Source organism: Paracoccus albicereus (assembly GCF_024359525.1).
Taxonomy (GTDB): domain Bacteria; phylum Pseudomonadota; class Alphaproteobacteria; order Rhodobacterales; family Rhodobacteraceae; genus Paracoccus; species Paracoccus albicereus.
Genome location: NZ_JAKZEU010000003.1, coordinates 419,123 through 438,295, shown reverse-complemented (window position 1 = coordinate 438,295; position 19,173 = coordinate 419,123). Strand labels below are relative to the sequence as shown.

General features: G+C 61.9%; 32 protein-coding genes. 31 read left to right on the top strand and 1 reads right to left on the bottom strand.

All coding sequences use genetic code 11. From position 1 onward, the window contains the following. Positions 1-367 precede the first annotated feature (367 nt). The 22 genes from MLD63_RS11085 to MLD63_RS10980 all read left to right on the top strand — a co-directional run bounded on the left by MLD63_RS11085 (position 368) and on the right by MLD63_RS10980 (position 11,645). Positions 368-1,000: a VPLPA-CTERM sorting domain-containing protein gene (locus tag MLD63_RS11085; protein ID WP_255329962.1), complete on the top strand. Its 633-nt coding sequence runs from the start codon at positions 368-370 to the stop codon at positions 998-1,000. A 299-nt stretch (positions 1,001-1,299) separates the two neighbouring features. After that, positions 1,300-1,608: a 30S ribosomal protein S10 gene (gene rpsJ / locus MLD63_RS11080; protein WP_010400227.1), complete on the top strand. Its 309-nt coding sequence runs from the start codon at positions 1,300-1,302 to the stop codon at positions 1,606-1,608. Positions 1,609-1,618: 10 nt separating this feature from the next. Beyond that, positions 1,619-2,527: a 50S ribosomal protein L3 gene (gene rplC / locus MLD63_RS11075; RefSeq protein ID WP_255329961.1), complete on the top strand. Its 909-nt coding sequence runs from the start codon at positions 1,619-1,621 to the stop codon at positions 2,525-2,527. Continuing rightward, a complete protein-coding gene (gene rplD, locus MLD63_RS11070) occupies positions 2,524-3,153 on the top strand; it encodes a 50S ribosomal protein L4 (protein WP_255329960.1) in 630 nt (209 codons plus the stop codon). The genes rplC and rplD overlap by 4 nt, the downstream gene beginning before the upstream one ends. Position 3,154: 1 nt before the next feature. Continuing rightward, entirely contained in the window at positions 3,155-3,451 is a 297-nt protein-coding gene (locus MLD63_RS11065) for a 50S ribosomal protein L23 (RefSeq protein WP_255329959.1), read from the top strand. Positions 3,452-3,555: 104 nt separating this feature from the next. Continuing rightward, positions 3,556-4,392 (top strand): 50S ribosomal protein L2, encoded by an 837-nt coding sequence (gene rplB / locus MLD63_RS11060; protein WP_255329958.1) that lies wholly within the window; start codon positions 3,556-3,558, stop codon positions 4,390-4,392. Positions 4,393-4,395: 3 nt separating this feature from the next. Next, complete coding sequence (rpsS, locus tag MLD63_RS11055; RefSeq protein WP_255329957.1) at positions 4,396-4,674, top strand: 30S ribosomal protein S19; 279 nt, start codon at positions 4,396-4,398, stop codon at positions 4,672-4,674. A gap of 5 nt (positions 4,675-4,679) precedes the next feature. Continuing rightward, entirely contained in the window at positions 4,680-5,060 is a 381-nt protein-coding gene (gene rplV / locus MLD63_RS11050; RefSeq protein ID WP_255329956.1) for a 50S ribosomal protein L22, read from the top strand. Then, positions 5,060-5,770 carry a 30S ribosomal protein S3 gene (gene rpsC, locus MLD63_RS11045; RefSeq protein ID WP_255329955.1) on the top strand — a complete coding sequence of 237 codons (711 nt, stop codon included), beginning with the start codon at positions 5,060-5,062 and terminating at the stop codon, positions 5,768-5,770. The genes rplV and rpsC overlap by 1 nt, the downstream gene beginning before the upstream one ends. A gap of 12 nt (positions 5,771-5,782) precedes the next feature. After that, complete coding sequence (gene rplP, locus MLD63_RS11040) at positions 5,783-6,196, top strand: 50S ribosomal protein L16 (RefSeq protein WP_255329954.1); 414 nt, start codon at positions 5,783-5,785, stop codon at positions 6,194-6,196. A gap of 201 nt (positions 6,197-6,397) precedes the next feature. Beyond that, positions 6,398-6,604: a 50S ribosomal protein L29 gene (gene rpmC / locus MLD63_RS11035; RefSeq protein ID WP_255329953.1), complete on the top strand. Its 207-nt coding sequence runs from the start codon at positions 6,398-6,400 to the stop codon at positions 6,602-6,604. Positions 6,605-6,616: 12 nt separating this feature from the next. Next, entirely contained in the window at positions 6,617-6,868 is a 252-nt protein-coding gene (gene rpsQ / locus MLD63_RS11030) for a 30S ribosomal protein S17 (RefSeq protein WP_255329952.1), read from the top strand. A 78-nt stretch (positions 6,869-6,946) separates the two neighbouring features. Beyond that, positions 6,947-7,315: a 50S ribosomal protein L14 gene (gene rplN / locus MLD63_RS11025; RefSeq protein ID WP_255329951.1), complete on the top strand. Its 369-nt coding sequence runs from the start codon at positions 6,947-6,949 to the stop codon at positions 7,313-7,315. Then, complete coding sequence (gene rplX / locus MLD63_RS11020) at positions 7,315-7,620, top strand: 50S ribosomal protein L24 (RefSeq protein ID WP_255329950.1); 306 nt, start codon at positions 7,315-7,317, stop codon at positions 7,618-7,620. The genes rplN and rplX overlap by 1 nt, the downstream gene beginning before the upstream one ends. Further along, positions 7,620-8,180, top strand: coding sequence for a 50S ribosomal protein L5 (gene rplE, locus MLD63_RS11015; RefSeq protein ID WP_255329949.1), 561 nt, complete (start codon positions 7,620-7,622; stop codon positions 8,178-8,180). The genes rplX and rplE overlap by 1 nt, the downstream gene beginning before the upstream one ends. A gap of 18 nt (positions 8,181-8,198) precedes the next feature. After that, on the top strand, positions 8,199-8,504 hold the full coding sequence (gene rpsN, locus MLD63_RS11010; protein WP_255329948.1) for a 30S ribosomal protein S14: 306 nt from the start codon (positions 8,199-8,201) through the stop codon (positions 8,502-8,504). Between the two features lie 10 nt (positions 8,505-8,514). Then, positions 8,515-8,913 (top strand): 30S ribosomal protein S8, encoded by a 399-nt coding sequence (rpsH, locus tag MLD63_RS11005; RefSeq protein ID WP_255329947.1) that lies wholly within the window; start codon positions 8,515-8,517, stop codon positions 8,911-8,913. Between the two features lie 12 nt (positions 8,914-8,925). Further along, on the top strand, positions 8,926-9,459 hold the full coding sequence (rplF, locus tag MLD63_RS11000; RefSeq protein ID WP_255329946.1) for a 50S ribosomal protein L6: 534 nt from the start codon (positions 8,926-8,928) through the stop codon (positions 9,457-9,459). A gap of 12 nt (positions 9,460-9,471) precedes the next feature. Further along, the gene (rplR, locus tag MLD63_RS10995; RefSeq protein ID WP_255329945.1) at positions 9,472-9,831 is read left to right on the top strand and encodes a 50S ribosomal protein L18; all 360 of its coding nucleotides are present in this window, start codon (positions 9,472-9,474) and stop codon (positions 9,829-9,831) included. Between the two features lie 116 nt (positions 9,832-9,947). Beyond that, the gene (rpsE, locus tag MLD63_RS10990; protein ID WP_255329944.1) at positions 9,948-10,541 is read left to right on the top strand and encodes a 30S ribosomal protein S5; all 594 of its coding nucleotides are present in this window, start codon (positions 9,948-9,950) and stop codon (positions 10,539-10,541) included. A gap of 12 nt (positions 10,542-10,553) precedes the next feature. Next, on the top strand, positions 10,554-10,739 hold the full coding sequence (rpmD, locus tag MLD63_RS10985; protein ID WP_255329943.1) for a 50S ribosomal protein L30: 186 nt from the start codon (positions 10,554-10,556) through the stop codon (positions 10,737-10,739). Positions 10,740-11,204: 465 nt separating this feature from the next. Next, on the top strand, positions 11,205-11,645 hold the full coding sequence (locus tag MLD63_RS10980) for a GFA family protein (protein WP_255329942.1): 441 nt from the start codon (positions 11,205-11,207) through the stop codon (positions 11,643-11,645). Positions 11,646-11,702: 57 nt separating this feature from the next. On the opposite strand, the gene MLD63_RS10975 is transcribed toward MLD63_RS10980, so the two are convergent. After that, positions 11,703-12,119 (bottom strand): pyridoxamine 5'-phosphate oxidase family protein, encoded by a 417-nt coding sequence (locus tag MLD63_RS10975; protein ID WP_255329941.1) that lies wholly within the window; start codon positions 12,117-12,119, stop codon positions 11,703-11,705. A gap of 191 nt (positions 12,120-12,310) precedes the next feature. On the opposite strand from MLD63_RS10975, the gene rplO reads away from it, so the two are divergent. The 9 genes from rplO to MLD63_RS10930 all read left to right on the top strand — a co-directional run bounded on the left by rplO (position 12,311) and on the right by MLD63_RS10930 (position 19,143). After that, positions 12,311-12,796: a 50S ribosomal protein L15 gene (rplO, locus tag MLD63_RS10970; RefSeq protein WP_255329940.1), complete on the top strand. Its 486-nt coding sequence runs from the start codon at positions 12,311-12,313 to the stop codon at positions 12,794-12,796. A 106-nt stretch (positions 12,797-12,902) separates the two neighbouring features. Next, the gene (gene secY, locus MLD63_RS10965) at positions 12,903-14,273 is read left to right on the top strand and encodes a preprotein translocase subunit SecY (RefSeq protein ID WP_255329939.1); all 1,371 of its coding nucleotides are present in this window, start codon (positions 12,903-12,905) and stop codon (positions 14,271-14,273) included. 42 nt (positions 14,274-14,315) lie between these two features. After that, entirely contained in the window at positions 14,316-14,963 is a 648-nt protein-coding gene (locus MLD63_RS10960; RefSeq protein ID WP_255329938.1) for an adenylate kinase, read from the top strand. 186 nt (positions 14,964-15,149) lie between these two features. Continuing rightward, entirely contained in the window at positions 15,150-15,518 is a 369-nt protein-coding gene (gene rpsM / locus MLD63_RS10955; RefSeq protein ID WP_255329937.1) for a 30S ribosomal protein S13, read from the top strand. Positions 15,519-15,530: 12 nt separating this feature from the next. Then, entirely contained in the window at positions 15,531-15,920 is a 390-nt protein-coding gene (rpsK, locus tag MLD63_RS10950; RefSeq protein ID WP_255329936.1) for a 30S ribosomal protein S11, read from the top strand. Positions 15,921-16,038: 118 nt separating this feature from the next. Then, on the top strand, positions 16,039-17,055 hold the full coding sequence (locus MLD63_RS10945; protein ID WP_255329935.1) for a DNA-directed RNA polymerase subunit alpha: 1,017 nt from the start codon (positions 16,039-16,041) through the stop codon (positions 17,053-17,055). Between the two features lie 109 nt (positions 17,056-17,164). Next, positions 17,165-17,590, top strand: coding sequence for a 50S ribosomal protein L17 (gene rplQ / locus MLD63_RS10940; protein ID WP_255329934.1), 426 nt, complete (start codon positions 17,165-17,167; stop codon positions 17,588-17,590). Positions 17,591-17,874: 284 nt separating this feature from the next. Further along, a complete protein-coding gene (locus MLD63_RS10935) occupies positions 17,875-18,486 on the top strand; it encodes a helix-turn-helix transcriptional regulator (protein ID WP_255329933.1) in 612 nt (203 codons plus the stop codon). A gap of 66 nt (positions 18,487-18,552) precedes the next feature. Beyond that, entirely contained in the window at positions 18,553-19,143 is a 591-nt protein-coding gene (locus MLD63_RS10930) for an acyl-homoserine-lactone synthase (RefSeq protein WP_255329932.1), read from the top strand. Positions 19,144-19,173 lie beyond the last annotated feature (30 nt).

Below are 19,173 nucleotides of genomic sequence, written 5' to 3'. Positions count from 1 at the left end.
CATCCGCGAAGGCGGCCGCACCGTGGGTGCCGGTGTGGTCGCGAAGATCCTGAAGTGATCTGACGCACGCGGGAGCGATCCCGCGTCGCCAAAGGCGAAAGGCCCGTCCCGAAGGGGCGGGCCTTGTCGTGTCGCGAGGCAGGCCGGTGATCGCGCGTACAGACGAAGCGAAAACCGGGTCAGTATCGCCGTGCTGCCTACCTCAGAAGCAACCCGACCGGAAGCGAACCAACCGCCGTCTATTTTCCCTTCAACCATGAGCGGATTAACCAACAGCAATTTCTAACTTGCCATTCACGTAAAGTTTGAAGCAAAATCAGTGCCGTGTGTACGTGTAATGAGGGCTTTGTTCATGTTGAGAAAATTATTGGCTGCGCTGACAGTCGCAGCCTCGCTTGTCGCAACGGCGTCAAGTGCCGCGACCTTTCAGTATGATTTCGAGATCGGTCTGGATGCGGGGTCCGCAACCGGCGGCTATTCGAGCCTGCTGGGCAAGTCGACCGTCGTGCGCCTGACGCTCGACAACGGAAACGACACTGCCGCATCGCAATCCTGGTTGATGGATCATGTGCTGTCCGCGCAGTTGCTGAGCGTCGATGGCGTGGCGACCGGTTCTCCGGCGCTGAACCGCATACCCAACACAGATCCGGCGGTGATCGCGTCGGGATTTGGGGTGACCAACCAGCGTTTCATCACCTCGGACGCGAATGGTGTCGCGAAGTTCGATTTCGTGAAAGCAGCGCGGGGCGTTCTCTACTTCGGTCAACTTCCGGGCAACTATATCCTGCTGGGCAATACGGGCCGTGCTGGCGGCCTGTGCGAATACAGCGTGCGGATGACGGGTGTTGGCAACGGCCTCTATTGCGGCGGTTCGATCAATGGGCGCAGTGGAACAGCTGTCGCGGACACCTCGCCCCCGGCGGTACCCTTGCCCGCGTCGTCACTGCTGCTGCTGGCAGGGCTTGGCGCATTCCGCTTGATCCGCCGGAAAGCCGCCTAAGCCAGACACCTCTCGGAAGTGCGGGATCATTGGTCGCGCGATCCGCTGATCGCGCGGCCAGTTGCAATATCCATCCAGACCGGTTCCGAACCGAAAAGGGGGCGTTGTTCCTTGACAGCGCCCTGCGCACTCGCGATAAGCCGCCCATCGCAACCGATCCGCCAAGAATCGCTTGCGCCTGACAGGGCCGCCCGCTATGGGGGCGGCCTTGCAGTTTTTGCGATAAGGGTCCGACGCTGGCTTCGCGTGGTGCGTGGTCAGCCTCTCGACTGAAACCCTCAATGATCGAGGGATGACGAATGCAGAGTCAGAACATCCGGATTCGGCTGAAGGCGTTCGATTACCGCGTGCTGGACGCCAGCACCCAGGAAATCGTCAACACCGCCAAGCGCACCGGCGCACAGGTCCGCGGACCGATCCCGCTGCCGAACAAGATCGAGAAATTCACCGTCCTGCGTGGTCCGCACATCGACAAGAAGTCGCGCGACCAGTGGGAAATCCGCACGCACAAGCGTCTGCTGGACATCGTCGATCCGACCCCGCAGACCGTGGACGCCCTCATGAAGCTCGACCTCGCCGCTGGCGTGGATGTCGAGATCAAGGTCTGAGGGGGCAGCCATGTTGCGTACTGGAGTTATCGCCAAGAAGATCGGCATGACGCGCCTGTTCCTCGAGGACGGTCGTCAGGTTCCGGTTACCGTGCTGCAGCTCGACAACCTTCAGGTCGTCGCGCAGCGCACCACCGAGCGTGACGGCTACGTCGCGCTGCAGTTGGGCGCGGGCGAGGCCAAGGCCAAGCGCGTGTCCGGGCCGATGCGCGGCCACTTCGCCAAGGCCAATGTCGCGCCGAAGCGCAAGATCGCCGAGTTCCGCGTCAGCGAGGACAACATGATCGAGGTGGGCGAGGAGATCATCGCCGACCACTACTTCGCCGGTCAATTCGTGGATATCGCGGGTACCTCGATCGGTAAGGGCTTCGCGGGTGCGATGAAGCGCCACAACTTCGGTGGTCTGCGGGCCAGCCACGGTGTGTCGATCAGCCACCGCTCGCATGGTTCGACCGGTCAGTGTCAGGACCCCGGCAAGGTGTTCAAAGGCAAGAAGATGGCCGGTCACCTGGGTGCCGTGCGCGTCACGACCCAGAACCTGCAGGTCGTCCGCACTGACAGCGACCGTGGCCTGATCATGGTCAAGGGTTCGGTTCCCGGCTCGAAAGGTGGCTGGGTCACGATTAAGGACGCCGTCAAGAAGGCGCTGCCCGAGAACGTGATCACCCCCGCTGCGACCCGCGCCAAGCAGAAGGAGGCGCACCGCGCCGCCGAGGAAGCCGCCGCCGCCGCCGCCGCAGAGGAAGAAGCCGCCCGCGAGGAGGCCGCCCGTCTGGCCGCCGAACAAGAGGCCGCAGCGCTGGCCGAGGCCGAAGCGTCGATCGAGGCTGACAAGGAAGCCGCCGATCCGAACGCCGATGCCGCGCCCGCCGACGATGCGCCCAAGGCCGACGATTCCGCCGAAGGAGAAGAGAAATGAAACTCGATGTGATCAAGCTGGACTCCGGCGATGCCGGGTCGATCGAGCTGGATGACGCGATCTTCGGTCTGGAACCGCGTGCGGACATCCTGCATCGCGTGGTGCGCTGGCAGCGCGCCAAGGCGCAGGCCGGCACCCACTCGACGCTGGGCCGTTCCGACGTCAGCTACTCGACCAAGAAGATCTATCGCCAGAAGGGTACCGGCGGCGCACGCCACGGTTCCCGCAAGGCGCCGATCTTCCGGAAGGGCGGCATCTACAAGGGCCCGGTTTCGCGCAGCCATGCGTTCGACCTGCCCAAGAAGGTTCGCGCCCTGGGTCTGAAGCATGCGTTGTCGGCGAAAGCCAACGCGGGTGAACTGATTGTGGTCGAAAACCTCGCCATCGCCGATGCCAAGACCTCTGCCGTCGCCAAGACGGTCAAGGACAAGGGCTGGAAGCGCGTGCTGGTGATCGACGGTGCCGAGATCGACGAGAACTTCGCCCGTGCCGCCCGCAACCTCGAGGGCGTGGACGTGCTGCCCTCGATGGGCGCGAACGTCTACGACATCCTCAAGCGCGACACGCTGGTGATCACGCGCGCGGGCGTCGAGGCCCTGGAAGCCCGTCTGGGCAAGGGAGAGTGAGATGAGCGCGAAAGCTGAACATTACGACGTGATCGTCAAGCCGATCATCACCGAAAAGGCGACGCTGACCTCGGACAACAACGGGGTCGTGTTCGAGGTGTCGAAAACCGCGAGCAAGCCCGAGATCAAGAGCGCCGTCGAGGCGCTGTTCGGTGTCAAGGTGAAGGCCGTCAACACGACCATCACCAAGGGCAAGACCAAGCGTTTCCGGGGCATCATGGGCCGTCGCAGCGATGTGAAGAAAGCCTATGTCACGCTTGAGGAAGGCAACACGATCGACGTGTCCACCGGACTTTGATCGTCACCGATCGCGGCCTCCGTTTCGCGGGGGCCGCTTGAACTTTGACTGAAACGGACCCCGCGCCTGAAAGGGCAGGGGCCAAAGCAACGGAAGACAGAAAGATGGCATTGAAGTCGTACAAACCGACGACGCCTGGCCAGCGCGGGCTGGTTCTGATCGACCGTTCGGAGCTTTGGAAAGGTCGTCCGGTCAAGTCCCTCACCGAGGGTCTGACCAAAAAGGGCGGACGGAACAACACCGGACGGATCACCATGCGCCGCAAAGGCGGCGGGGCGAAACGCCTGTATCGCATCGTCGATTTCAAGCGCAACAAGTTCGACGTGTCGGGCATCGTGGTCCGGATCGAATACGATCCCAACCGCACCGCCTTCATCGCGCTGATCCAGTACGAAGACGGCGAGCAGGCCTATATCCTGGCGCCGCAGCGTCTGGCCGTGACCGACCGCGTCATCGCGGGCGAGAAGGTCGACGTGAAGCCGGGTAACGCGATGCCGTTTTCGGGCATGCCGATCGGCACGATCGTCCACAACGTCGAACTGAAGCCCGGCAAGGGCGGTCAGATCGCGCGTTCCGCAGGCACTTATGCCCAGTTCGTCGGTCGCGACGGTGGCTATGCGCAGATTCGTCTGTCGTCGGGCGAGCTTCGCATGGTTCGCCAGGAATGCATGGCGACCATCGGTGCGGTATCGAATGCCGACCATTCGAACCAGAACCTCGGCAAAGCCGGCCGGAACCGCCACAAGGGCATCCGTCCGTCGGTTCGCGGTGTCGCGATGAACCCGATCGACCACCCGCATGGTGGTGGTGAGGGCCGCACCTCGGGTGGCCGTACGCCGGTCACGCCCTGGGGTAAGGACACCAAGGGCAAGAAGACGCGGTCCAACAAGTCGACCGACAAGTACATCCTGCGTTCGCGCAGCGCGAAGAAGGGGCGTTAATCCATGGCACGTTCTGTTTGGAAAGGGCCGTTCGTCGACGCCTACGTCCTCAAGAAGGCCGAGAAGGCGCGCGATTCCGGTCGCTCGGACGTCATCAAGATCTGGTCGCGCCGCTCGACCATCCTGCCGCAATTCGTGGGCCTGACCTTCGGCGTCTACAACGGTCAGAAGCACATTCCGGTCAACGTCTCGGAAGAGATGATCGGCCAGAAGTTCGGTGAATACGCGCCCACGCGGACCTATTACGGTCACGCGGCGGACAAGAAAGCGAAAAGGAAGTAATCGTCATGGGTAAGGAAACCAATCCGCGCCGCGTGGCGGAGAACGAGGCGATGGCGAAGACCAAGATGCTTCGCACCTCGCCCCAGAAGCTGAACCTGGTCGCGGCCCTGATCCGCGGCAAGAAGGTCGAAAAGGCGCTGGCCGATCTGACCTTCTCGCACAAGCGCATCGCTGGCGACGTGAAAAAATGCCTTCAGTCGGCCATCGCCAATGCCGAGAACAACCACGGCCTGGACGTCGACAGCCTTGTCGTCGCCGAAGCCTGGGTCGGCAAGAACCTGGTGATGAAGCGCGGCCGTCCGCGGGCGCGTGGCCGTTATGGCAAGATCATGAAGCCGTTTTCGGAAATCACCATCAAGGTGCGTCAAGTTGAGGAGCGTGCGTAATGGGTCAGAAAGTCAACCCGATCGGAATGCGCCTGCAGGTCAACCGCACCTGGGACAGCCGCTGGTATGCCGATGACAAGGAATACGGCAACCTGCTGCTGGAGGATCTGAAGATCCGCGACTTCATCAAGTCGGAAGCAAAACAGGCTGGCATCAGCCGCGTCATCATCGAGCGTCCGCACAAGAAGTGCCGCGTCACGATCCATGCCGCGCGTCCCGGTGTCATCATCGGCAAGAAGGGCGCCGACATCGAAGTGCTGCGCAAGAAGCTGGCGAACTTCACCGACAGCGAGCTGCACCTGAACATCGTCGAGGTTCGCAAGCCCGAACTCGACGCGCAGCTGGTGGCGGAGTCGATCGCCCAGCAGCTTGAGCGTCGCGTCAGCTTCCGCCGCGCGATGAAGCGCTCGGTCCAGAACGCCATGCGCATGGGTGCCTTGGGCATCCGCGTCAACGTTGCCGGCCGTCTCGGTGGCGCCGAGATCGCACGGACCGAATGGTACCGTGAAGGTCGCGTGCCGCTGCACACGCTGCGTGCCGACATCGACTATGCGCTGTCCGAAGCCACGACCCCGTACGGGATCATCGGGGTGAAGGTCTGGATCTTCAAAGGCGAGATCATGGAGCACGACCCCCAGGCTCGCGACCGTAAGGCCGCAGAGGCTCAGGACGGTCCGGCGCCCCGCGGTCCGCGCCGCGACGCCCGGTAAGGAGTAGACACAATGCTGCAACCGAAACGGACGAAGTTCCGCAAACAGCACAAGGGCCGGATCCATGGCGAAGCCAAGGGCGGCTTTGACATCAACTTCGGCTCGTTCGCGCTGAAGGCTACCGAGCCGGAGCGTGTCACCGCGCGCCAGATCGAAGCGGCCCGCCGTGCGATCACCCGTCACATGAAGCGTCAGGGCCGGGTCTGGATCCGGATCTTCCCGGACGTGCCGGTTTCCTCGAAGCCGACGGAAGTTCGGATGGGTAAAGGCAAGGGCTCGGTCGATTTCTGGGCCGCCCGCGTCCATCCCGGCCGGATCATGTTCGAGATCGACGGCGTGAACACCGACATCGCGAAAGAGGCGCTGCGCCTTGGCGCGATGAAGCTGCCGATCAAGACGCGCATCGTCGAGCGCGCCGACTGGTAAGCTTCGGCGCTACCACGCGCCGCTGACACGACAGACCCCGCCGAAGCGTCGGCGGGGTTGCCTTTTTCGCGGCGAATGCCGGCAAAAGGCTTGTCAAGACCGGGGTTGGCCTGTATGGGACGGCCTTCATCACGAAACTCCACCGGAATCAGGGTGGCCCGTTGCAAGCGGGGCTCTCCGGTGATGTTGAAAGGAGCGGGCATGAAAGCCGCTGAACTGAAAGACAAGACGCCCGACCAGCTGAAGGATCAGCTGATCGCGCTGAAGAAGGAAGCGTTCAACCTGCGCTTCCAGCAGGCCACTGGCCAGATCGAATCCTCGGCTCGGATGCGCGCGGTTCGCCGCGACGTCGCGCGCGTGAAGACGATCCTGAACCAGAAAGCGGCCGATGCCGCGGCGTCGAACTGAGAGGACTGATCCATGCCCAAACGCATCCTGCAAGGCACGGTCGTCAGCGACAAGAACGAGCAGACCGTCACGGTTCTGGTCGAGCGCCGCTTCAAGCACCCGCTGCTGCACAAGACCGTCCGTTCGTCCAAGAAATACCGGGCCCACGACGCGGACAACCAATTCAAGGTCGGTGACACCGTTCGCATTACCGAATGCGCCCCGATTTCGAAGACCAAACGCTGGACCGTCCTGACCACGGAAGCTGCCGAAGCGCAGGCCTGAGGACGACCAGTTCCACGAAACCCTGGGGCCGGACGCTAAAGCAAGCCGCGCCGGTCCCCAAAGGTCGGAGAAGAGCACATGATCCAGATGCAGACCAATCTGGATGTCGCTGACAATTCCGGTGCCCGGAAAGTTCAGTGCATCAAGGTCCTGGGTGGTTCGCACCGGCGCTACGCGTCGGTCGGCGACATCATCGTGGTATCCGTCAAGGAAGCCATCCCGCGGGGCCGGGTCAAGAAAGGCGACGTGCGCAAGGCCGTCGTCGTCCGTACCGCCAAGGAAGTCACGCGCGAAGACGGGACCTCGATCCGTTTTGACCGCAACGCTGCCGTCATCCTGAACAACCAGGGCGAGCCGGTCGGCACCCGTATCTTCGGGCCGGTCGTGCGCGAGTTGCGTGCGAAGAACTTCATGAAGATCATCTCGCTCGCCCCGGAGGTGCTGTGATGGCTGCCAAGCTTAAGAAGGGCGACAAGGTCGTCGTGCTGGCCGGCAAGGACAAGGGCAAGGAAGGCGAAATCACCGCTGTCATGCCCAAGGACAACAAGGCCATCGTCGACGGCGTGAACATCGCGATCCGTCACACCCGCCAGAGCCAGGCGTCCCAGGGCGGCCGCATCGCCAAGCCGATGCCGATCGACCTGTCGAACCTCGCGCTGATGGATGCAAACGGCAAGGCAACCCGCGTCGGCTTCCGCACGGAAGACGGCAAGAAGGTGCGTTTCGCCAAGACGACGGGAGACGTGATCTGATGCTGGACCAAGCCAAATACACGCCGCGCCTGAAGTCGCAGTACCGTGACCAGATCAAGGCGGCGCTGAAGGAAGAGTTTTCCTACAGCAACGACATGCAGATCCCCCGTCTGGACAAGATCGTCCTGAACATGGGTATCGGCGAAGCGGTCAAGGACACCAAGAAGGTCAAGCAGGGCGCCGAGGAGCTGTCGCTGATCGCCGGCCAGAAGGCCGTGATCACCAAGGCGAAGAACTCGATCGCGGGCTTCCGCGTCCGCGAGGAAATGCCGCTTGGTGCCAAGGTCACGCTGCGCGGCGACCGGATGTACGAATTCCTCGATCGCCTGATCAACATCGCGCTGCCGCGCGTCCGCGACTTCCGCGGCGTGAAGGGCACGGCGTTCGACGGCCGCGGCAACTATGCCATGGGCCTGAAAGAACACATCGTGTTCCCGGAGATCAACTTCGACAAGGTCGACGAAGTTCTGGGGATGGACATCATCATCTGCACCACCGCGAAGACCGACGCGGAAGCGAAGGCGCTGTTGAAGGCTTTCAACATGCCGTTCACCAGCTGATCGCGGAGGGAACACGATATGGCTAAGAAATCGATGGTCGAGCGCGAGAAGAAGCGCGAGCGCATGGTCAAGCAATACGCCGACAAGCGCGCGGCCCTGAAAGAGGTCATCAACGACCAGTCCAAGCCGATGGAAGAACGGTTCAAGGCAAGCCTCAAGCTGGCCGAGCTGCCGCGCAACTCTTCGGCGACGCGTCTGCACAACCGGTGCCAACTGACCGGCCGTCCGCACGCGTATTACCGCAAACTGAAGCTGTCCCGGATCATGCTGCGCGAGCTTGGCTCGCAGGGCCAGATCCCGGGTCTGGTGAAATCGAGCTGGTAAGGGGGCGACAATGAACATGAACGATCCTCTCGGCGATATGCTGACCCGCATCCGCAATGCACAGATGCGCGGCAAATCGACCGTCCGCACGCCCTCCAGCAAGCTGCGTGGCTGGGTTTTGGATGTCCTTCAGTCCGAAGGCTACATCCGCGGCTACGAGAAAGTGACGACCGAGACCGGCCACGAAGAGCTGGAAATCGGCCTGAAATACTACGAGGGTACCCCGGTCATTCGCGAATTGTCGCGCGTGTCGAAGCCTGGCCGTCGCGTCTATACCGGCGCGAAGGAAATCCCGCAGGTCCGTCAGGGTCTGGGCGTCTCGATCGTGTCCACGCCCAAGGGCGTGATGTCGGATGCAGCGGCTCGCAGCGCCAATGTCGGCGGCGAAGTCCTCTGCACCGTATTCTAAGGAGGGCAGCAGATGTCTCGGATTGGTAAACGGCCGGTCGAACTGCCCAAGGGCGTGACCGCTGAAATCAAGGGCCAGACCATCGAGGTCAAAGGTCCGAAGGGCACCCGCAGCTTCACCGCGACGGACGATATCGATCTGTCGCTGGATGAAGGTTCGGTGTCGGTGAAGCCGCGCGGCCTGTCCAAGCGTGCGCGCCAGCAGTGGGGCATGACCCGCTCGATGGTCGCGAACCTTGCGCAGGGTGTGTCGGAAGGCTTCAAGAAAGAGCTGGAAATCCAGGGCGTGGGTTACCGCGCGCAGATGCAGGGCAAGACTCTGAAGCTGTCCCTGGGCTACAGCCACGACGTCAACTTCGAAGCGCCCGAGGGCGTGACGATCACGGCTCCCAAGCAGACCGAGATCGTCGTCGAAGGTATCGACCAGCAGTTGGTCGGCCAGGTTGCGGCGAACATCCGCGAGTGGCGTGCACCTGAGCCCTACAAGGGCAAAGGTATCCGCTACAAAGGTGAGTATGTCTTCCGCAAGGAAGGCAAGAAGAAGTAAGGGGCGCATGAAATGGCATTGAAAAAACAACAGCTGTTCGCAAAGCGCCGCCTGCGCGTGCGCAACAAGCTGCGGGCTCAGGCCAACGGCCGTCCGCGGCTTTCGGTCCACCGTTCGTCCAAGAACATCTCGGTTCAGGTCATCGACGACCTGAACGGCGTGACCCTGGCTTCGGCCAGCACGCTGGAGAAGGATCTGGGCCTTGTGGGCAAGAACAACGTCGAGGCCGCTGCCAAGATCGGCAGTGCGATCGCCGACCGGGCCAAGAAGGCGGGCGTCGAAGAGGTGACCTTCGATCGCGGCGGCTTCCTGTTCCACGGCAAGGTCAAGGCCCTGGCCGATGCAGCCCGCGAAGGCGGTCTGAAGTTCTGAAGACTTGTGGGCGGCGTGATCGCCGCCCCGATGATCCGGGGGCTGCCGCCTTGCGTGGCGCCCACTTGGATTGACCCAATCGGCGCCGAGGCGCGCCACCGTGAAAGGAATGCCGCATGGCAGAACGTGACAACCGCCGGGGCCGCCGCGACGACCGCGACGAAAACCCGGAATTCCAAGATCGCCTCGTCGCGATCAACCGCGTGTCGAAAACCGTCAAAGGCGGTAAGCGCTTCGGCTTTGCGGCACTCGTCGTAGTGGGCGACCAGCGTGGCCGCGTCGGATTTGGCAAGGGCAAGGCAAAGGAAGTGCCGGAAGCGATCCGCAAGGCGACCGAGCAAGCCAAGCGTGGCATGGTCCGCGTGCCGCTTCGCGACGGCCGCACGCTTCATCACGACATCGAAGGCCGCCACGGTGCGGGTCGCGTGGTGATGCGCACCGCGGTTCCGGGGACCGGGATCATTGCCGGTGGTCCTATGCGCGCCGTGTTCGAGATGCTGGGCGTCCAGGACGTCGTTGCGAAATCGCTGGGCTCGCAGAACCCATACAACATGATCCGTGCCACGCTCGATGGCCTGAAATCCGAAGCCTCGCCCCGTTCGGTGGCGCAGCGCCGCGGCAAGAAGGTCGCCGACATTCTGCCGTCGCAGGAAAAGGCCCCCGAAGCGACTGCCGGAACCGACGCAACCGTCGCCTCGGCTCAAGCGTAAGGAGCGACTGACATGGCAACCATCGTCGTCAAGCAGATCGGCAGCCCGATCCGCCGCCCCGCCATCCAGCGCGAGACGCTGAAGGGCCTGGGCCTGAACAAGATGCACCGCACCCGCGAACTTGAGGACACCCCCTCGATCCGCGGCATGGTCGCGAAGATCCCGCATCTGGTCACGATCATCGAAGAGCGCAGCTAAGCTCGACCTTACATCTCGATACTATAGAAACGCCCCGGCCTCGAAAGAGACCGGGGCGCCTTTTTGCGCGGAACGAGGCACCACGCAGCTTCGGGAACTGACTTGAACGCCACGAGACGCACGATGTCACTCGTCATCGTTCATGGCCGACCATCAAAACCATCACTCACAAACTGCAGGCGAACCGACCGTCCAATTTCATTCCCTTGGCGCCGATGTCTGCGCTGGAACGGGCAAAGCCCGCCGGATCATCCCAAGCCAGCATCTTAGCGGGGAGGCAGCCCGCAATTTCTCAGACAATCAGTGACATAGCAGAAAATTCGATTCGGCTCAACGACCGCAATGGTTGTCGAGACAGCCAAATTCTCCGCCCTTCTGCTGAGTTGATTTAGCGATCGGCGAGCCTAGGCTTGAGGCGTGATGCCACATCACCTGATGTGGCTGACAATCTGGGGAGGATTGAACATGGCCCATTATGAGGGTGGCTGCGAGCACGTCCACGTGACATCGGACGCCGAGCCCATCGACAACCACGAATGCCACTGCAACGTCTGCAAATCGGTCACCGGCCAGCAGCATACGCATGTCGCGTTCTTCAACTACAATGACCTGAGCGTTGATCATCCCGAAAAAATGAACCGCCAGCCATTCAACGCGGAAAACCCGAACGGCCCGCTGGAACTGTGCACCTGTTCGGATTGCGGTGCCGCGCTGATGCTCGATGACAAGCAGAAGCGGATCCGCGTCGCCGTGCCGAACGTCATGGGCTACGACGACGCCAATTTCCCCGATGCGAGCTACCACGCTTTCTGGGATGAATCGAAGGGTTATCCTAAGCCCGATGACGGCCGTCCCGTCTACGAAGGCCTCCGCCCGGACTTCCACTGGCCGGCCAGCGCCGCATGACAGCGACCGCGAGATAAAAAAAGGACGGCGCTGGCACAGCGTCGTCCTTTGTCCTTTTCAGGTCATGTCGACCACGCCCTCGTCTTGGCCGTACAGTTCCGCCTCGTGGGCAGTCACCCTGATCAGGCGCACCCCACCCCGTTCTTCGGGGCCATGGCCGAACCACTTCTCGATGTCCTGTGTCCAGTGCTTCCGCATAAGCTCGGGGTCGTCATGGACGCTGGCCTTGCCGCGGATCGTCAGCCAAACTCCACCACCCTGGAAGTCCAGCGCCACCCTGTCGTCGCGTGCAATGTCGCGCAGTTTTCTGGTGTCGGGGCGGGTGAAGAAATAGCTGTCGCCGTCGTAATCGACCTGCGCGTTGTTGCTCATCGGCCGACTCACCAGCCAGCCATGGGCGCCGTATGTCGTCATCATGCAGAGATCCATCTGCTTCATCGTCTCGGAGATCATCTTCTTCGTCGGCTTGGCCATCGCTCGCTCCTGTTGCCGGACTGATGTCAGCAAACGCACCCCGGAGGCAGACCGGTTCCGCCAACCGCGCTTGACCTTTGGTGGCGGGTTCGTTACGGACCGCCGGTGGCCCAAGGGTCCCCTGTGACAATCATTGAAAGCCGCGTCCGTCCCATCTCGCTTCGGGGACGCGTCCGGCAAGGAGAAGCGACATGAAACTGCATGAACTGCGCGACAACGAAGGCGCGAACCGCAAGAAAAAGCGCGTGGCGCGCGGCCCCGGCTCGGGCAAGGGTAAAACTGCCGGTCGCGGCATCAAGGGCCAGACCTCACGCTCGGGCGTGGCACTGGGCGGCTACGAGGGCGGCCAGATGCCGCTTTACCGTCGTCTGCCGAAGCGCGGCTTCTCCAAGCCGAACCGCAAGAGCTTCGCGGTCATCAACCTGGGTCAGCTGCAATCCTTCGTCGATGCCGGAAAGCTGGATGCGAAAGCCGACGTGACCGAGGATTCGCTGGTCGAAGCGGGTATCGTTCGGCGCAAGCTGGACGGCGTGCGGCTGCTGGCCAAGGGCGAACTGAAGGCCGGCCTGACGCTGACCGTCACCGGCGCGTCAAAGGCTGCGATCGAAGCTGTCGAGAAGGCCGGCGGCAAGGTCACCGTGACCGCGCCCGAACGCGAGACGGCGGCGGCGGAGTAAGCTGTTGAACGGGGTCACGGCACCCCATAGATAGCTTTCGGGATTCCACGGCGCCGCCGACCGGAACACGGTCCGGCGGCGTTGTCACAAGACAGGACTACGGATCATGGCGTCAGCCGCAGAACAGATGGCCGCGAACATGTCGTGGGGCGCGTTGGGCAGGGCCACCGAGCTTCGCCAGCGCATCTGGTTCACCATCGGCCTTCTGATCATCTATCGTCTCGGCACCTATATTCCCGTGCCGGGGATTGATGGCGCGGCGTTGCGCAACTTCATGGAGCAGGCGCAGACCGGTATCGGCGGCATCCTGTCCATGTTTACCGGTGGCGCGCTGAGCCGCATGGGCGTCTTCGCCCTGGGCATCATGCCCTACATTTCCGCCTCGATCATCGTTCAGCTTCTGGCGTCGATGGTCCCTTCGCTGGAACAGTTGAAGAAGGAAGGCGAACAGGGCCGCAAGAAGATCAACCAATATACGCGATACGGCACCGTGGCGCTGGCGCTGTTCCAGGCTTACGGTCTGGCGCGTTCGCTGGAAGCCGGCAATCTCGCGCATGATCCGGGCCTGTTCTTCCAGGCTTCGGTCGTCATCACCCTGGTCGGTGGCACGATGTTCCTGATGTGGCTGGGTGAACAGATCACGGCGCGTGGTATCGGCAATGGTATCTCGCTGATCATCTTCGTTGGCATCATTGCGGAGATTCCGGCGGCGCTGGCCAACTTCTTTGCCCAGGGACGCTCGGGTGCGATCTCGACGCCGGTGATCCTCGGCGTGATCGTGATGGTCGTGGCCGTGATCGGCTTCGTCGTGTTCATGGAGCGCGCACTGCGCAAGATCCACATCCAGTATCCCCGGCGTCAGGTCGGCATGAAGATGTATGACGGCCAGTCGAGCCACCTGCCGATCAAGGTCAACCCGGCGGGCGTGATCCCGGCGATCTTTGCCAGTTCGCTGCTGCTGCTGCCGGTAACGATCTCTACCTTCTCGGGCAACCAGACCGGGCCGATCATGTCGACGATCCTCGCCTATTTCGGGCCGGGTCAGCCGCTCTATCTGCTGTTCTTCGCGGCGATGATCGTGTTCTTCGCCTATTTCTATACGCAGAACGTCAGCTTCAAATCCGACGACGTGGCCGAAAACCTGAAAAACCAGGGCGGCTTCATTCCCGGCATCCGGCCGGGCAAGCGGACCGAAGAGTATCTCGACTACGTGGTGAACCGTATCCTGGTGATCGGTGCGGCCTACCTGACCGCGGTATGTCTCCTGCCGGAAATCCTGCGGAGCCAGTGGTCGGTGCCGTTCTATTTCGGCGGGACATCGGTGCTGATCGTCGTGTCGGTGACCATGGACACGATCAACCAGGTGCAAAGCCACTTGCTGGCCCATCAGTACGAAGGTTTGATTGAAAAGTCGCAGCTTCGCGGTAAACGCGGGGCAGGCGCACGCAAACCGAAACGCGCGCCCTCCCGCCGCTAAGAGCGGGTAGCGGACCATCCGGGGGCCAGAGGGGGACAGGCCATGTCAGTGAACATCATTCTTCTGGGACCACCCGGAGCGGGCAAGGGTACCCAAGCGCGTCGACTGGTCGAAGGGCGCGGCATGGTCCAACTGTCCACCGGTGACATGCTGCGTGAAGCGCGCTCCTCAGGCACCGAGATGGGCAAGCGTGTGGCCGAGGTGATGGACCGCGGCGAACTGGTAACCGATGAGATCGTCATCGGCCTCATTCGCGAGAAACTTGCCGAAAATGGCAACGGGTTCATCTTCGACGGCTTTCCACGGACGCTGGCCCAGGCTGACGCTCTGTCGGCCTTGCTGGACGAGGTGGGGCAAAACCTCGATGCCGTGATCGAGATGCGCGTGGATGATGCCGCGCTGGTGCGTCGCATAACCGGGCGCTTCACCTGCGGAAATTGTGGCGAGGTCTATCACGACGAGACCAAACCGACACAGAAGCCCGGTGTCTGTGATGTGTGCGGCTCGACCGACCTGCGGCGTCGTGCCGACGACAACGAGGAAAGCCTGCGCACGCGGCTTTTGGAATACTACAAGAAGACCTCACCGCTGATCGGCTACTATTATGCCAAGGACAAGCTGTCTCACGTAGACGGGCTTGGCGAGATTGGCGATGTTGCCAAATCGATCGCGGAGATCGTCGATCGCTGAGGCAGGTGGCGGCAATCCGACCGTGCCCTTGACGATTCTCTTGACGGTCTTTAAGTGACGACATCTCGCAAGAGAATCACCCGATAAGCGGGTGGCCCATAGACCGGCCCGGAGGCTTGGCTTTCGGGCCTTCCGTTGTGAAAAAAGGTTCCGGTGTTACGGAACCGCAATCAGGAAGGAACACGCGTGGCTCGTATCGCTGGCGTCAACATTCCGACTGGGAAACGCGTTCCCGTCGCACTGACCTACATTCACGGCATCGGCCCCGCCTATGCCAAACAGATCGTCGAGGCCGTCGGCATCGACCAGACCCGTCGCGTCAACGAACTGTCGGACGCCGAAGTTCTGCAGATCCGCGAATATATCGACGGCAACCTGACCGTCGAGGGCGACCTGCGCCGTGAGACGCAGATGAACATCAAGCGGCTGATGGACCTCGGTTCCTATCGCGGCCTGCGTCACCGTCGCGGCCTGCCGGTTCGCGGCCAGCGTACGCACACCAATGCCCGCACCCGCAAGGGCCCGGCGAAGCCGATCGCCGGCAAGAAGAAGTAAGGGGGAACGGACATGGCTCGCGATACTCGCCGCGTCAAGCGCAAGGTTTCCAAGAACATCGCCACCGGCGTTGCTCATGTGAACTCTTCGTTCAACAACACCAAGGTCCTGATCTCTGACGTTCAGGGCAATGCCATTGCCTGGTCGTCGGCCGGCACGATGGGCTTCAAGGGCAGCCGCAAGTCGACGCCCTACGCCGCCCAGATGGCTGCCGAGGATGCCGGCAAGAAGGCACAGGAACACGGCGTCCGCACGCTGGAAGTCGAAGTTCAGGGTCCCGGTTCGGGCCGTGAATCGGCTCTGCGCGCCCTGGCCGCCGTTGGCTTCAATATCACCGCAATCCGCGACGTCACGCCGATCGCGCATAACGGCTGCCGCCCGCCGAAGCGTCGCCGGGTCTGAAGTCTGACGACATCGATACCGGATCGCGCCGTCATGGGCGCGGTCCGGCTTTCGGCTTTTTACCCTCGGGCGTTTCCGGTCACGGACATGGATCGGAAACTGGAATGGAGGCTAACGCATGATCCACAAGAACTGGGCTGAACTGATCAAGCCGACCCAGCTGGAAATCAAGCCGGGCGCGGACGCCTCGCGCACGGCCACGGTCGTCGCGGAGCCGCTCGAGCGTGGTTTCGGTCTGACGCTGGGCAACTCGCTGCGCCGGGTTCTGATGTCGTCGCTGCAGGGCGCCGCCATCACCAGCGTGCAGATTGACAACGTGCTGCACGAATTCTCTTCGGTTCCGGGCGTCCGTGAAGACGTGACCGACATCGTCCTGAACCTCAAGGGCGTCACCCTGAAAATGGACGTCGACGGCACCAAGCGGCTGTCGCTGACCGCCAAGGGTCCCGGTGAGGTGAAGGCGGGCGACATTTCCGAGACCGCCGGCATCACCGTTCTGAACCGCGATCACGTCATCTGCCATCTGGATGAAGGCGCTGACCTGAACGTCGAACTGACTGTCGCGAACGGCAAGGGCTATGTCGCAGCCGACCGCAACCGCCCCGAAGACGCGCCCATCGGTCTGATTCCGATCGATGCGATCTTCTCGCCGGTCAAGCGCGTCAGCTACGAAGTCACCCCGACCCGCGAAGGTCAGGTGCTGGACTATGACAAGTTGACGATGAAGGTCGAAACCGACGGCTCGTTGTCGCCCGAAGACGCGGTGGCCTACGCTGCCCGCATCATTCAGGACCAGCTTTCGGTCTTCGTGAACTTCGAAGAACCCGAAGCGGCGCGCGCCCAGGACAGCGACGACGGTCTGGAATTCGACCCGCGTCTGCTGAAGAAGGTCGACGAGCTGGAACTGTCGGTCCGTTCGGCTAACTGCCTGAAGAACGACAACATCGTCTATATCGGCGATCTGATTCAGAAGACCGAAGCCGAGATGCTGCGCACCCCGAACTTCGGCCGCAAGTCGCTGAACGAGATCAAGGAAGTGCTGTCGGGCATGGGCCTGCACCTCGGCATGGATGTCGTGGACTGGCCGCCTGAGAACATCGAGGATCTGGCGAAGCGTTTCGACGACCAGTTCTGATCGTTTCGGCGGGGGCTTCGGTCCCCGCCAATCGGGCATCCCGCCCCAAAGAGAGCGGACCGCACGCATGGTTCGCCGGACAAAGCAAAAACGCTGATAGGAGACACCAATGCGTCACGCCCGCGGCTATCGCCGCCTGAACCGCACCCACGAACACCGCAAGGCGCTGTTCGCCAACATGGCCGGCTCGCTGATCGAGCACGAGCAGATCAAGACGACGCTGCCGAAGGCGAAGGAACTTCGCCCTGTGGTTGAAAAACTGATTACGCTCGCCAAGCGCGGCGACCTGCATGCCCGTCGTCTGGCGGCGTCGCAGCTGAAGCAGGACATGCATGTCGCAAAGCTGTTTGACGAGCTAGGCGCACGCTACAAGGACCGTCAGGGCGGCTACGTCCGTGTCCTGAAAGCTGGCTTCCGCTATGGTGATATGGCGCCGATGGCGATCATCGAACTGGTCGATCGCGATCCCGATGCGAAAGGTGCGGCCGACCGCGCCCGCACTGAAGCCGAATCATCCTTCGCTGACGAAGCCTGAACCGCAAGAATCGCGTGTGAACGTCTGACGCCCCGTCGAAATTTTTCGGCGGGGTGTTTTATTTTGGTTGCCTGACCTCAGGCCGAGATGGTCCGTTTTCGTGGGGTTTCCGTCGATTTTCGACGTTTGGAAACCCTAAACCCGCGAAAAACCGCCCGAACTAAAATCTTGGCTTCCAAGTTGAGCATTAGGTGCGGATTAACGTCCGCATGATAGTGGTGCCCATACTAGCCCGATCATATGTTTAGCATTGACCGATCCGGAGACAATTTGTCTAAAAGGCCATGTCTACTCGCGCAGATATCAATGCCAGTCTCCACAAGCTGGGGAAGTTGTCGCCAAAGGGTTACTACCTTGGGTTGCATATCCGGTTTGCCGCGCCCCTGATCCAGCATCAGACCTACGCGCAGGAATGGTCAGACTTCTATTCGGCCAACGGCTATGCCCTGCGCGATCCGACGATTGCATGGGGCTTCTCGACTACCGGTGCGTGCCGTTGGTCCGCCTTGCCGATTCCCGATCCGTTCAACATCTTGCAGGACGCGGCTGACCATGGGCTGACCTATGGTCTCACGGTGTCCAACGGGCCGATCGCGTCACGCACGATCGCAAGCTTTGCGCGTGCAGACCGGGAATTCAAGGATGACGAAATTGCCGACATCACGGCAACGATACGACGGCTCCATGATGTGACAGAGCCGCCGGAGAGCCTGACAAGGGCTCAGAAGGAAGCCCTCAGGTGCATTGCCGAGGGGGATCGCCACGCGGCGGCGGCTGCAAAACTTGGCATCACGGAAAGCGCCTTCAAGGCCAGGCTGATCTCGGTCCGGGAACGTCTGATGGCCAGGACCACGGCTGAGGCGCTGCAGCGAGCCAAGGATTACCGTCTGCTGTAGGTGATCGCCCATAGAGGATCGGCGATGCATCCCGGGGAAAAAAGACCAACCCAGGAGTAAGACACCATGCAGACCACCACGCTTTCATTCTCGAACATCCACAACCACGGCGAACTGTTCGCCAACCTGTTCCGCGCCCGGAAGCAAAGCTTCATCGTGCAGAAGAACTGGGACCTTCCCGAAGCGGAGGGGATGGAGTTCGATCAGTACGATACGCCGCAAAGCCGCTGGATCGCGATCCACGATCTTGGCCAAGTGCTTGCAGGCTTCCGCCTAACGCCGACGACGGCAAGCTGCGGCATCTATTCCTACATGATCCGCGATGCGCAAAAGGGCATCCTTGGCGGGACGATCCCGCAGGACCTGCTTTACGGTGATGCCCCGGTCGACGCGCAGACCTGGGAATGCACGCGTGTCTTCGTGAACCATTCGGTGCCGCAGATGCTTCGCCGCAAGGTCCATTTCAACATGGTCGATGCGATGACCTCGTCGGCACGCGATGTCGGCGCCTCGCGCCTGATCGCATTGACCGCCGGCAACTGGGAGCGTTGGTACGGCCGTTGCGGCCTCGATGCCGAGGCGATCGGTCGCAAGATGTGGATCGATGACGGCCACTTCCAGTGCGTCTCGATCAACCTCGCCGCGAAGATGCATTGATCAACGGCCGGCTTCTGGGGGACTGACATC